At 59.0% G+C, this 12851-nt stretch carries 11 protein-coding genes and 1 tRNA gene; 7 read left to right on the top strand and 5 right to left on the bottom strand.

The genetic code is table 11. The features are described from left to right. Window position 1 precedes the first annotated feature (1 nt). Both scpA and meaB read left to right on the top strand, forming a co-directional pair. Window positions 2–2221, top strand: a complete 2220-nt coding sequence (scpA, locus tag HMPREF3042_RS00560; RefSeq protein ID WP_038625437.1) for a methylmalonyl-CoA mutase — start codon at window positions 2–4, stop codon at window positions 2219–2221. A 66-nt stretch (window positions 2222–2287) separates the two neighbouring features. Further along, window positions 2288–3400, top strand: a complete 1113-nt coding sequence (meaB, locus tag HMPREF3042_RS00555; protein ID WP_070560293.1) for a methylmalonyl Co-A mutase-associated GTPase MeaB — start codon at window positions 2288–2290, stop codon at window positions 3398–3400. A gap of 157 nt (window positions 3401–3557) precedes the next feature. Here the strand turns inward: meaB and HMPREF3042_RS00550 are convergent, their stop codons facing one another. Further along, window positions 3558–3890, bottom strand: a complete 333-nt coding sequence (locus HMPREF3042_RS00550) for an ArsR/SmtB family transcription factor (protein ID WP_070628557.1) — start codon at window positions 3888–3890, stop codon at window positions 3558–3560. A 188-nt stretch (window positions 3891–4078) separates the two neighbouring features. Here HMPREF3042_RS00550 and cls point away from each other — a divergent pair, with 188 nt between their 5' ends. After that, window positions 4079–5572: a cardiolipin synthase gene (gene cls, locus HMPREF3042_RS00545; RefSeq protein WP_083279163.1), complete on the top strand. Its 1494-nt coding sequence runs from the start codon at window positions 4079–4081 to the stop codon at window positions 5570–5572. A gap of 80 nt (window positions 5573–5652) precedes the next feature. Here cls and HMPREF3042_RS00540 read toward each other — a convergent pair. Beyond that, window positions 5653–5738, bottom strand: a tRNA-Leu gene (locus HMPREF3042_RS00540). A 226-nt stretch (window positions 5739–5964) separates the two neighbouring features. Between HMPREF3042_RS00540 and HMPREF3042_RS00535 the strand changes: the two genes are divergently transcribed. Next, window positions 5965–6549 carry a YbhB/YbcL family Raf kinase inhibitor-like protein gene (locus tag HMPREF3042_RS00535; RefSeq protein WP_070432139.1) on the top strand — a complete coding sequence of 195 codons (585 nt, stop codon included), beginning with the start codon at window positions 5965–5967 and terminating at the stop codon, window positions 6547–6549. A gap of 139 nt (window positions 6550–6688) precedes the next feature. Here HMPREF3042_RS00535 and HMPREF3042_RS00530 read toward each other — a convergent pair whose 3' ends face one another. The 3 genes from HMPREF3042_RS00530 to HMPREF3042_RS00520 all read right to left on the bottom strand — a co-directional run bounded on the left by HMPREF3042_RS00530 (window position 6689) and on the right by HMPREF3042_RS00520 (window position 9997). Then, window positions 6689–7789, bottom strand: coding sequence for a quinone-dependent dihydroorotate dehydrogenase (locus HMPREF3042_RS00530; protein WP_070601439.1), 1101 nt, complete (start codon window positions 7787–7789; stop codon window positions 6689–6691). Next, window positions 7790–8953: a hypothetical protein gene (locus HMPREF3042_RS00525; protein ID WP_187402663.1), complete on the bottom strand. Its 1164-nt coding sequence runs from the start codon at window positions 8951–8953 to the stop codon at window positions 7790–7792. Between the two features lie 108 nt (window positions 8954–9061). Next, on the bottom strand, window positions 9062–9997 hold the full coding sequence (locus HMPREF3042_RS00520) for an aldo/keto reductase (protein WP_070855778.1): 936 nt from the start codon (window positions 9995–9997) through the stop codon (window positions 9062–9064). 132 nt (window positions 9998–10129) lie between these two features. Between HMPREF3042_RS00520 and HMPREF3042_RS00515 the strand changes: the two genes are divergently transcribed. From HMPREF3042_RS00515 to HMPREF3042_RS00505, 3 genes are read left to right on the top strand one after another with little or no spacing between them, the layout of a single operon-like run. Then, on the top strand, window positions 10130–11011 hold the full coding sequence (locus HMPREF3042_RS00515) for an undecaprenyl-diphosphate phosphatase (RefSeq protein ID WP_040361409.1): 882 nt from the start codon (window positions 10130–10132) through the stop codon (window positions 11009–11011). Window positions 11012–11029: 18 nt separating this feature from the next. Continuing rightward, window positions 11030–12412 (top strand): cysteine--1-D-myo-inosityl 2-amino-2-deoxy-alpha-D-glucopyranoside ligase, encoded by a 1383-nt coding sequence (gene mshC / locus HMPREF3042_RS00510; RefSeq protein ID WP_070601436.1) that lies wholly within the window; start codon window positions 11030–11032, stop codon window positions 12410–12412. A gap of 2 nt (window positions 12413–12414) precedes the next feature. Continuing rightward, window positions 12415–12822 carry a hypothetical protein gene (locus HMPREF3042_RS00505; protein ID WP_070601435.1) on the top strand — a complete coding sequence of 136 codons (408 nt, stop codon included), beginning with the start codon at window positions 12415–12417 and terminating at the stop codon, window positions 12820–12822. Window positions 12823–12851 lie beyond the last annotated feature (29 nt).

The following is a 12851-nucleotide window of genomic DNA, read 5'->3' as shown; positions in this document are numbered from 1 at the left end:
AATGACCACCATCCCAAATTTCGCTGACATCTCCCGCAACACCGACGACGCGGCAGCTGCCACCAACAAGGCAGCTGCCGCGGAAGCCGGTGAAGTGTGGACCATTCCAGAAGGCATCGACGTCAAGCGTGTCTACGATCGCGCTGACCGCGACGCCGCAGCTGCCGAGGGCCACCCGGTAGATTCTTTCCCGGGTATCGCCCCATTCATGCGCGGGCCGTACCCGACCATGTACACCAACCAGCCGTGGACTATTCGCCAGTACGCTGGTTTCTCCACCGCAGCTGAATCCAACGCCTTCTACCGCCGCAACCTCGCGGCCGGACAGAAGGGTCTTTCGGTCGCTTTCGACCTGGCGACCCACCGCGGTTACGACTCGGACAACCCGCGTGTGTCCGGCGACGTCGGTATGGCCGGTGTGGCAATTGACTCGATTTACGACATGCGTGAGCTCTTCCAGGGCATTGACCTGGGCGGTGTCTCGGTGTCTATGACCATGAACGGCGCTGTGCTGCCGATTCTGGCCTTCTACATTGTCACTGCTGAAGAGCAGGGCGTTTCGACTGAGCAACTGCGCGGTACGATCCAGAACGACATTCTCAAGGAGTTCATGGTTCGTAACACCTACATTTACCCGCCGAAGCCCTCGATGCGAATCATCTCTTCGATCTTCGAGTACACCTCGGCAAAGATGCCGAAGTTCAACTCGATTTCGATTTCCGGCTACCACATTCAGGAAGCCGGCGCGACGGCCGACCTCGAGCTCGCTTACACGCTTGCCGACGGCATCGAGTACCTGCGGGCCGGTATTGACGCTGGCTTGGAAGTTGATAAGTTCGCTCCGCGTCTGTCCTTCTTCTGGGGCATCTCGATGAACACCTTCACCGAGATTGCCAAGCTGCGTGCAGGCCGTATCCTCTGGTCTGAGCTGGTTGGCAAGTTTGGTCCGAAGAACCCCAAGTCGCAGTCCCTGCGTACTCACTCGCAGACCTCCGGTTGGTCGCTGACCGCCCAGGACGTCTACAACAACGTCGCTCGTACTGCGGTTGAGGCTATGGCCGCAACGCAGGGCCACACCCAGTCGCTGCACACCAACGCCCTGGACGAGGCCTTGGCACTGCCGACTGACTTCTCGGCCCGTATTGCTCGTAACACTCAGCTGCTGCTCCAGCAGGAGTCCAACACCACGCGTCCGGTTGATCCGTGGGCTGGTTCCTACTACATCGAGTGGTTGACCAACGAGCTGGTCAAGCGTGCACGCCAGCACATCGACGAGGTCGAAGAGGCTGGCGGTATGGCACAGGCCACTATCGAGGGGATTCCGAAGCTCCGCATTGAAGAGGCGGCAGCTCGTACGCAGGCTCGTATTGACTCGGGGCGCCAGGCTCTCATTGGCGTGAATAAGTACCAGGTCGAAGAGGACGAAGCCATCGAGGTTCTCAAGGTTGAGAATTCCCGCGTGCGCCAGGAGCAGATTGACAAGCTGGCTCGCCTGCGTGCCGAGCGCGACGAGGAAGAGGTTCAGAAGGCACTGGCCGCTCTGACCGATGCTTGTCGTAACCCGGGTGAACCGGGGGACCTGGACAAGAACCTGTTGAAGCTCGCTGTCGACTGTGCTCGCGCCATGGCCTCCATCGGTGAAATCTCCGACGCAATGGAAGAGGTCTTTGGCCGCCACCAGGCCGAGATTCGTACCCTCTCCGGCGTCTACAAGGACGAAGTTGGCAAGGAGGGTGCCGTGTCTAACGTCTCCAAGGCCATCGCCATGGCCGATAAGTTCGAAGAGCAGGAAGGTCGCCGTCCGCGTATCTTCCTGGCCAAGATGGGCCAGGATGGTCACGACCGCGGCCAGAAGGTCATCGCGTCCGCCTACGCGGACCTCGGCATGGACGTTGACGTGGGGCCGTTGTTCCAGACTCCGGAGGAGGCCGCCAAATCGGCAGTCGACTCGGATGTCCACGTCGTCGGTGTTTCTTCGCTAGCCGCCGGACACCTGACGCTCGTGCCTGCTCTTCGCGATGAGCTGGCAAAGCTGGGTCGCGAGGACATCATGATTGTCGTCGGTGGTGTTATCCCACCGGGCGACTTCCAGGAACTCTACGATGCCGGCGCCGCGGCTATTTACCCGCCGGGCACCGTCATCGCTGATTCGGCAATCGACATGATGACCAAGCTCTCTGCCGAGCTGGGCCTCGACATTGCCGTTGACGAAGAGTCCTAATTAACTACCGCATACGCGCTGAGCTGAGCGTTCAGCTCAGCGCGTTGTCGGAATTGAGAAGTAGCGATGAACGAGTTTCTTGAAGAAAACCTGGGCACCCTCGTCACTACCGCTGGCACGGTCGTTGAGGGCAAGACAGCTGTGGCCCCCGAAGTTGTCCGTCGTGCGCGACGACGGATTGATGTTGACGACCTCTTTGAGGGCGTGCGGGCTGGAAACCGCACTAAGTTAGCTCGGGCAATCACTCTGTTGGAGTCGACTGCTCCGGCGCATAAGGTGCTGGCTCAGGAACTACTGGTGAAGTTGCTGCCATTTTCCGGAAAGGCTATGCGTGTCGGCCTTACCGGTGTCCCCGGCGTCGGTAAATCAACCACGATTGAAACCCTCGGGTTGAAGCTGATTGAGGAGGGCCACCGCGTTGCAGTGCTGGCCATCGACCCGTCGTCGACGAAGTCCGGTGGTTCGATTCTGGGCGATAAGACCCGTATGTCCCGGCTCTCGGCCGCGGATGAGGCCTTCATCCGTCCGTCGCCTTCTGCGGGCACGCTCGGTGGTGTCGCCAAGGCAACGCGTGAGGCCATGGTGGTGCTCGAGGCCGCAGGCTACGACATTGTCATCGTCGAGACTGTCGGCGTCGGCCAGTCCGAGGTCGCGGTGGCACAGATGGTGGATACGTTTGCGTTTCTGGCACTCGCCGGCGCTGGTGACCAACTCCAGGGCATCAAGAAGGGTGTGCTGGAGATGGCCGACGTGATTTCCATCAACAAGGCGGATGGTAAGAACCTGCGCCCGGCAAAGCGCGCTGCGCGTGACCTGATGACCGCCATGAAGATGGTGCGTTCCTCAGATCAAGTCTGGACTCCACCGGTGCTGACTATGTCGGCATTAGAGGACGAGGGCATCGACAAGTTCTGGCAAGCCATCGAAGACCATGTCGAGGCTATGCACGAGAATCATCTCTTCGATGAAAACCGCGCTAACCAGCAGATTAAGTGGATGTGGTCCATGGTGCACGAAACGCTCTTGCAGCGACTCAACACCAACGAGGCTGTGCAGATAGAGAGCTCCCTGGTGGAAAAACAACTCCGCTCGGGGCAGCTCACACCGACGCTCGCTGCCCAGCGCATTATGGAGGCATTCGACAAAGGAAGGGCACCGAACGCCGGGCTCGACGATTAGGTACTGAACAACGTAGCTCCCACCAGCGAGACCAATTCCTAGCCGCACGGGTGGGAAACTAGCAGCGCCAAAGAAAAGCAACCCTGCGATCACCTATCGGAGTCTGTCCGGTTGGGTCGCGGGGTTTTCGTCGTAAAGCGAGCGTATCCGTGTGCGCCTACTGACCGCGGTGATGGGGCGGATCGCTGTAGAGCGTGTGTTCGGCGAAGTGGAGAGCGTTGATCACCAGGTTGGTGAGGTGCTCGTCGGGCTGCGAATAGAAGCTAGACGTGCCCTCCTTGCGGGTCTGCACCATATTGGCCATGCGCAACTTCGCCAGGTGTTGAGAAATCGCGGGGATGGGGCGATCGAGCGCACTAGCGATGGCGGTGACGGTCATCTCCCCGTCACGAAGGAGTGACAGGATGGAGAGACGCGTCTTGTCCGCCATCAACTTCAGTACGTTAGTGGCAACGTCGAGCTCGGTGCTCGTAGGAGCCTTCTCAGTCATTTGGAGGGGTAAGTCCTTTCGAAGTCGACATGCCAAACACTTAGTATGTTCAATAAGGTGAACATTACTACGTATTGATATCAGTATTCAATTTCAGATGTCACAATAAGCTGTCGCAAAAGAGGGGAGAGCGCTTCTAAGGGATAGCGACCAAAGATACTGAAAATTCCTTCAGTAATATCATCTGCATGGATTGGTTGATGAGCGCCTTCCCATGGCTGGTGGAGGACTTAACGTGGTGGCAAGTACTATTCTTCGCGCTCGACTACACGATTAAGTTCATCGCGATTGGATGGGTGCCGGAAAACCGAAGCCCATCGGCTTCGACAGCGTGGCTGCTACTGATTCTGCTGATTCCATTTATCGGCCTACCTCTGTTCCTCTTCCTGGGCTCGCAGCAGATCACGGGCCGCCGGCACGAGGTACAGGCACTGGCACAGGAACTCATTGCGGAACGTACCGAGCATCTGCCCGACGTACCGGACGATGCCAAGATAGAAGATGACGTTGTCAACGTATTCAAGCTCTCGCGTCAGCTCACGGGAATGCCGGCAATTGCCAGCGCGGAAAAGGGACTTTTCACCGAATTCGATACCTCCATTGACCGCATGATTGAGACCATCGATGCGGCTCAGAAATCTATCCACGTGCAGTCCTACATCTTTGCACTGGATTCCAGCACCGAGCCTTTCATACAGGCTCTCGAACGCGCGCACGACAGGGGACTAGAGGTCAAGGTACTGGTCGATCCAATTGGTTCGTGGAAATACCCCGGCTACTACAAGCTGAAAAAACGCCTGAACCAGTCCAAAATTTCCTGGCACCCAATGCTGCCCGTGAGCTTACTGAAGCTCACCTGGCGCCGCCTGGATCTGCGTAATCACCGCAAGCTCGTAGTGATTGATGGCGACATTGTATTCATGGGCTCGCAGAATTTGATTGAGCCCGAATATCAGAAGAAGAAGAACCATAAGATCGGCCGCCGCTGGGTGGACACATGGATTGAGCTCGAGGGCGATATTGCGCTGGCCTTCGACGCAATTTTTGCGGTTGATTGGACCAGCGAGCTATACAAGACCCCAGATGCCACCAGGAACTATTCACTCCACACCACTGAGGTCAACGACAACTACAACGTGGTCCAGGTGCTGCCGTCGGGTCCGGGCTTCAGCACGGAGCCGAACCTGCGCGTGTTCAATAACATGATCTACCAGGCGCACGAGCGGATTATCGCCGTCAGCCCGTACTTCGTCCCGGACGAGTCCATGCTCATGGCGCTGACCTCCGCCGCATATGGAGGTATCGACGTTCAGCTCTACGTTAACGAAGAGTCCGATCAGTTCATGGTCGGCCACGCGCAGCAGTCCTACTACCAGGCACTGCTAACCGCTGGCGTGAAGATTTACCGCTATCCGGCGCCTGCCGTCCTGCACTCCAAGTTCATGGTTATCGACGACCGCATGGCCATGTTCGGCTCGTCCAATCTAGATATGCGCTCCTTCGGCCTCAATTACGAGATCACGCTTCTTTCCGCCGCCGGTTCCATCGTGGACAAACTGATCACGCTTGCCGACGAGTACCGCGACAAATCCCTCCTGCTCACCCAGGAGGAATGGAATGACCGCCCCCTTCGCCAGCGCTACCTGGACTCTGTTTTCCGCTTGACCTCGGCGCTGCAATAGGGCAGTACCATAGAGGTCCCCCCAGAAAACACAAAAATCCCGAGAGCTGCATTTACTGCAGTTTCTCGGGATTTATCTTGTGTCCGGAGGGGGACTTGAACCCCCACGCCCGTTAATAGGGCACTAGCACCTCAAGCTAGCGCGTCTGCCATTCCGCCACCCGGACCGGGTAGGAAGCACTTCCGTGCCGACCTGTGATACTGTATCCCGACTACATAATGAAACACAAATTGGCAGGTCATCAGGGTATTAAGGTGCCAAACCTGGGTGTAATTACATCTCCGTTGTTAGCCCCGCATCCGCATTGGATTCACGCTGAGAATCCGGCACTGAGGATAGGCAGTCTGGCGAAGTCCCTGCAGCGCGCTCATAAAGTAGGCACACTGGTAGTTATGACTACGAATTCCAACGACACCGCAAACAATGCTACAAATAACACTGCACATGCTCCGGTTTTCCCGGGCCCGGATCCGTACGCACCGCTGAAGGATTTGCCAACCTTCGAGCTGTCCTCGCCAGATATCAAGGACGGCGAGAAGATTGCGGATGAATTCCGCGCTCCGTCGAATGTTTCCCCGCAGTTGGATTGGGCCAATCTGCCGGAGGGCACGAAGTCCATTGCCGTGACCTGCTTCGATCCGGACGCCCCGACCGCTTCGGGCTTCTGGCACTGGGCTGTGTTCAACATTCCAGCGACCGAAAAGGGTCTACCACAGGGAGCTGGCTCCGAAGACAGCTCTAAGCTGCCAGACGGTGCTATCCAGCTTGTCGGTGACTCTGGCATGCGTGGTCACTACGGAGCTAACCCACCGGCGCAGCATGCCCCACACCGTTACATGTACGCGGTGCACGCGGTCGACGTCGAGAAGCTTGATGTTCCGGAAGACGCGACGCCGACAGTGCTTGGCTTCAACCTGTATTTTCACTCGATTGCGCGTGCCATCATCACGCCGTGGTGGGAGAACGTCGGGGAGTAAGGGTACGACGCCCACACGGGCAACTCAACCGACCGGGCACGCTACTCATACAGAAAACCCCGGGGCCAGCGCCTTCATGGCAGCGGGACCCGGGGTCGCGTGTTTATTGGATTAAAAAGGCCTCATCGGCTCTCAGCAGTTAACCACGCCACGGCAGACCACAGCCGACAGCCTCCGAAATGGAGTAGAAGCCCTGAGCTCGAATCTGGCGAGCTAACCCTTGGTGAATGTCACGAATCCAGTCTGGACCGCCATAGATTAACGGTGTGTAGCCCTGCAGCAGGGAAGCGCCGTTGGCAATCCGCTCCCATGCCTGCTCAGCAGTCTCGATGCCGCCGACGCTGATCAGAACAAGTTTGTCTCCGGCGCGCTCGTGCAGCAGCTTCAGTACCTCTAGTGACCGAGCTGCCACAGGTGCACCCGAGACTCCACCGGCACCCATCTCCGCGACTTCATCCGCGGGCGTACGCAGGCCCTCGCGAGAAATGGTGGTGTTGGTTGCCACAATGCCCGCCAGCCCCAGATCAACAGCCAGGTCAGCAACTGCAATGACATCCTCGTCGGAGAGGTCAGGAGCAATCTTGACCAGCACCGGCGAGTCGGTCTCCTCAGTCACCGCTGCCAGAATCGGCCGCAGGGACTCTACCGCCTGAAGGTCGCGCAGACCCGGCGTGTTCGGTGAGGAGACATTGACAACCACATAGTCCGCCAAGCCTCCGAGCTGGCTGGCCGATTCTCGATAGTCATCGACGGCCTCTTCGAGCGGAGTTACCTTGGTCTTGCCAATGTTGATACCGATGACGTCGTCGCTGCGACGCGCCCGCAGGTTCTCCGCTACAGTGGCGGCACCGGGGTTGTTGAAACCCATGCGGTTCAAGATGGCGCGGTCTTCCTTCAGGCGGAACAGACGCGGGCGATCGTTGCCCGGCTGCGGCTTGGCAGTCACGGTTCCCAGTTCCGCGTAGCCAAAACCAATTGGTCCCCAGCAATCCGGGGCAATAGCAGCCTTGTCGAAGCCCGCGGCGAGCCCCAGCGGACGCGGGAAGTCCACACCGAACACGGTTTGACGCAGCACAGCATCGTCAACAACGAGTAGCTTGCTCACCGCCCGCTGAAGACTCTCCGACTTCTGCAGCCCCTTCAGGGTCTTCGAGATGGCCTCGTGAATCTGCTCCGGCGGAACCCGGAACATTGCCTTTAGCGCGAGTTGATAGGACTTGGCGCGAAGTTTCGAAGGCATCTACTTAGTCTCTCCCTCGGAGTCATCTGCTCCCTTGGTGTCACCTGCACCGGTCGGTAGTTTATCGGCTGGCTCCCGAACCGACATCTCCTCACGAATTTTCTCTGCATCCTGCTTGAAATCAGCAATTGCCTTATCGACGTCCGCGGAGTCAAAAATCTGAGCTCCGTCACCGGTAGCCGAGAAGACGCCAATTTGGCCATCCTCGGTGGCGACAACCGACTGTGGGTCTGCAACCGTGTTGATGTCCGCGACCTTGACTGGGGTACCCGAGCTGATGTCGTAGCCAGTCAGCTTGTTCACCTTCGTCGAAGTCACCCAGACAATTCCGCGCGATTCGTCGACCGCTACCGCCCACGGCGCCTCCGGAGCCGGAGCTGCTTGGTGAAGTCGGATGATGTCGGTTGCCGTGTAAATCAGTAGCTGGTTGCCCTTGGTGTCTGCGGCAGCGATGACATGGTCACCGGAAGCTACCTTGCCGACGCCAATGCCCGCACGCAGCGCAGAACCAGCGCGGGATTCATCGAGTTTGAGCTCATGCACCGAGGTCTCTGGACGGTTAACTTCTAAAAGCTTGACGTCAGCGTCACTGTCCGCATCCGGAATCTCAACAAGCTGCGAGCCGTTGTTCGCGGCCTTAAAGTCACTGGCCAACTCGCCGTCAGCGCCGAATACATCGATGACATTGCTATCCGCATGGGCACCGATGATGCGGCCGCCTTCCAGGCCAACTGCGGCGGAGTAGTTGGTACCACGACCAACGACGGCCGCTTCCGTGGCCTGGTCAGTAATGACATGGATGCCATCTTCACACGGCAGCAGAGCAGTGGGGCCGCCCGGCGCGAGTTCGCCGCACTTGGCGTCCAGCTTCGTCGAACGCTCGATTGGGTTATTCAGCGGACCGGCAAAGATCTTGTCCCCGGCCTTCAGGACAACTCGATCGCCGACCAGCACTGCATCAGTGATGCCCTCATCAATCTTCTTGGCTTTCCCGATAGCAGTATCGGGAGCAGCGGGTGAAGCGGCCGGCACTGGCGTGGCGTTGCCCATTCCGGCATCGATGTCTCCTTCCACATCGGAGGAGCACCCTGCCAGGACCACTGCGCTAGCGGAAAGCCCCGCTAGAAGGGAGGTTATGACACGTCGACGACTGTTTTCACTCACGCTATAGAAACTACCACCCCGGCCGGATTACTTTGTGGACGCCTCCAGCCGTGGGAAGTTCTCGCATTCGTTGCGCTTTATAAGCCTTTATAAGAATGCGGTTACTGATTACAGCGTGACGTCGTCAAGCGCGTTGCAAATCTGCGGTGGCAGCGTGAGTTGTTCGGCGGTGAGGTTTTCGCGTAGCTGAGCGCGGTCTCGAGCGCCAACGAGGATCGAGGTGACGCCCGGCCGATCGCGCGCCCAGGAAATCGCTGCGACGGCAGCACTGACGCCGAGCCCCTTGGCTGCGGTGGTCAGCGCACCTGCGACCGTGACGCCGCGTGTGTCGAGGTAGTCCTGTACCTCTGCGTCCGCGTGTTCGGAAGCAGCGCGGGAGTCCTCCGGAATGATGTGCTGGTATTTGGCGGTCAACACACCTTGGGCCAGTGGGGCGCCACCGATAAAGCCGAGACCCAAATGCTCACAGGCGGGCAGCAGCTCAGCCTCAGGGCTTCGCTGGAGCAGCGAGTACTCATGCTGTGCAAACACCGGAGCGATTCGATTCGCGGCGGCATGCGTCACCGCTGCTTGCCATCCGCTGTATCCACGCAGTCCGGCGTAACGTACTTTCCCCGTGCGTACAGCCCATTCCAGGGTGTCGGCGACCTCTTCCGGCGGGGTCAGCCCATCCCAGTAGCCGGGCGACCACAGATCAATGTGTTCGACGCCGAGGCGTCCGAGCGTATCGTCGAGGTCCTTTTGCAGTGTCTTACGCGAGCAGTCCACGCGCCTGCCGACGGGCCGCTCGGGGTGAATGCCAGATGTGACCGAAAGCACCAATTCGTCGGCAACGCCGCACTTTGCGATGACTGCACCCAGCATGTCGGCAACAGTGTCGCCGCCGTGGAGTGGGGAAGCATCGACAAGGTTGCCTCCGGCGTCGAGGAAGTCCGTCAGGATGCGTCCGGCCTCGTCTTGCCTGGTACCCGCACCCCAGGTGGCCGTACCCAGCCCCAAGGCGGAGACGCGTAAACCGCTGTTGCCCAGAATTCGTTGTTGCACGATTTTTACTTTAGGACACCTGTGTGCGCTCGCGGGAAAACTTCCGCCGGAGAGGTCTCGCTACGGCCGCGCCGAAACCTCGCTATAGCCACAACACAAATCGGACGAGTAGCCTATACACCCGTGACTATCATGACGACACTAAGCGCCTCAGCGGATACTGCTGCCGATACCGCCGGCACCGGTATGACCTGGGCGCAGACGATCATTCTGTCCGTAGTGCAAGGTCTGACGGAATTTCTCCCGGTGAGTTCCTCGGGGCACCTGCGGATTGTCTCTGAGCTGCTGTGGGGCCAGGACGCCGGCGCATCCTTCACCGCTGTAGTACAGCTCGGCACCGAATTGGCTGTGCTGGTGTTCTTCGCCAAGGACATCTGGCAGATTCTCACTGGCTGGTTTGCCGGCCTGTTCAATAAGGAAGCACGCGGTTTCAACTACCGCATGGGCTGGATGGTGATTGTCGGTACCCTGCCGATTGCCATCATCGGCGTGCTGGGGAAGGATCTCATCCGCGACAACCTGCGCAATCTCTGGATTACAGCCGCTGTGTTGGTGCTTTTCTCCTTTGTCTTTATCGCCGCAGAGAAGTTCGGCCGTCGTGAGCGCAACTATGAAGAGCTGACCATGCGAGATGCCATCGTCATGGGTTTCGCGCAGTGTCTGGCGCTCATTCCGGGGGTGTCGCGCTCGGGCGGTACGGTGTCTGCCGGCCTGTTCTTGCACTTGGATCGAGAGGTTGCAACGCGCTTTTCCTTCCTGCTGGCTATCCCCGCTGTTTTCGCTGCTGGAATTTTTTCGCTTCCAGACGCGTTTGACCCTGCGGCGGGACAGGCCGCTAGTGGTGCGCAATTGGCCATCGGTACGCTGATTGCCTTCGTCGTCGGTTATGCGTCTATCGCATGGCTGCTGAAGTTTGTGTCGAACCACTCCTTCGCTTGGTTCGCCGCGTACCGCATCCCGGTCGGTTTGATTGTTATGGTGTTGCTCGGCTTCGGCACGATCAACGCTGTTTAGTGAGGTAGTGAGTATTTCATGCATTCGTGGCCCCAACCACAGGTTCCCAGTCTCGGCGATGCGCGCTTCGATGTGTTCAACCGCGCCAGCAATGCAGGTACGGCGCATTCGCTTGACGACGAAAGCTCAACATCGGTACCCCTACGCCTCTACGACACCGCGGATCAGAAGGTCTCCCAGGTGGAAGCGGGGCCAGAGGCGACTATGTACGTGTGTGGCATCACGCCCTATGACGCCACACACCTGGGGCACGCGGCAACGTACCTCACCTTTGATCTGATTTACCGTCAGCTGCTGGACAATGGGCACTCGGTGCATTACGTGCAGAACATCACCGATGTCGATGACCCGTTGTTCGAGCGTGCGGAGCGCGATGGGGTGGACTGGCGCGAGCTGGGCACCTCGCAGATTGATTTGTTCCGCTCGGATATGGAAAACCTGTCGGTGATTCCGCCACGCGACTACATCGGTGCCATTGAATCCGTCGGCGAGGTCGTGGAAATGGTCGAGAAGCTGCTGGAAACTGGCTCGGCCTATCAGCTCACCAATGACGAGTACCCGGATGTGTACTTCCGCAAGAGTGCCACCGAGAACTTCGGTTACGAGTCCAATTACTCGGCAGAGCAGATGGCGGAGTTCTTTGCGGAGCGCGGTGGCGACCCGGATCGCCCGGGCAAGGAGGACCCGCTGGACGCGCTGGTGTGGCGTGCCGCTCGGCCCGGGGAGCCAAGCTGGGAGGCCCCCTTTGGTGCGGGCCGGCCGGGTTGGCACATTGAGTGCTCGGCGATTGCTACCAACCGCTTGGGTAAGAGCTTCGACATTCAGGGCGGTGGCTCGGACCTGGCTTTCCCACACCATGAGTTCTCGGCGGCTCACGCTGAGGCCGCTACTGGTTGTGCACGTATGGCCCGCCACTATGTTCACGCTGGCATGATTGCGCTGGATGGTGTCAAGATGTCCAAGTCGCTGGGCAACCTGGTGTTTGTCTCCAAGCTGGTGGCCGCCGGCGTGGATCCGAGTGCGATTCGTATTGGCGTGTTCGCCAGCCATTACCGCTCTGATCGCGATTGGTCGGACGAGGTGCTGGAGGCGGCCAAGGCACGTCTCGAAACCTGGCGTGCGGCTTGCGCAGCTACTAAGACTGCCACCGATGAGAAGGCGGTGAGCGCGGCAGCGGCACTGGTTGCCGATGTGCGCGCAAGCCTGGCCAATGACTTGGATACGCCGGCTGCGCTGGACGCTATCGATGCCTGGGCTGCGGAGTGGTCCTCGGCTACCGGCAACAAAGCAGAAGCTGGCGGAGCAGAAGAGGCCGCAGAAGCTGGCACAGTAACTGGCGCAGCGGGTGCCGGAGAGTTCGTTGCCACCGCGCTGGACGCGCTGCTTGGCGTTAAACTTTGATCATGAGCAACTCAGACATGTCTGCAGTCGAAGTAACGAAAGAGAACATCGATAAACTAGTTGCCGATTTGCGCATGTTTGCCACCGGCAGCTACCTGCAGCCCGAGGAACGCGAGTTCTGGGAGCCACTTTTTGACGAAGCGGTAGCCGACCAGGTCGGGGAAGTTCTCCGTGAGGCCGCCGCTGGTATTGATCAGGCGGCGGAGCTGGCCGTCGATAAGCGAGAAGAAGCCGCGACGCAGGCGGTAGAGAACTGCCTACAGCGCGTGGCTGCGATTGAGCATGAGCACGGCGGCTCGATTTTTGACGAGGAGCTCGACGAGATTCTCGCCATTATCAATTCCGCAACGAAGGCTGTCGGCTTGGACCTGCCTTCGGTGAAGGCGGAAAGCTACTTCGAGATGGAATAACCAGCCCGATTATCGGCGCGGTTCTGAAA

The organism is Corynebacterium sp. HMSC074C05, assembly GCF_001838325.1.
Classification (GTDB): Bacteria; Actinomycetota; Actinomycetes; order Mycobacteriales; family Mycobacteriaceae; genus Corynebacterium; species Corynebacterium amycolatum.
Note: the sequence above shows the minus strand (reverse complement) of the source record. Positions and strands in the feature narration are given on the sequence as shown.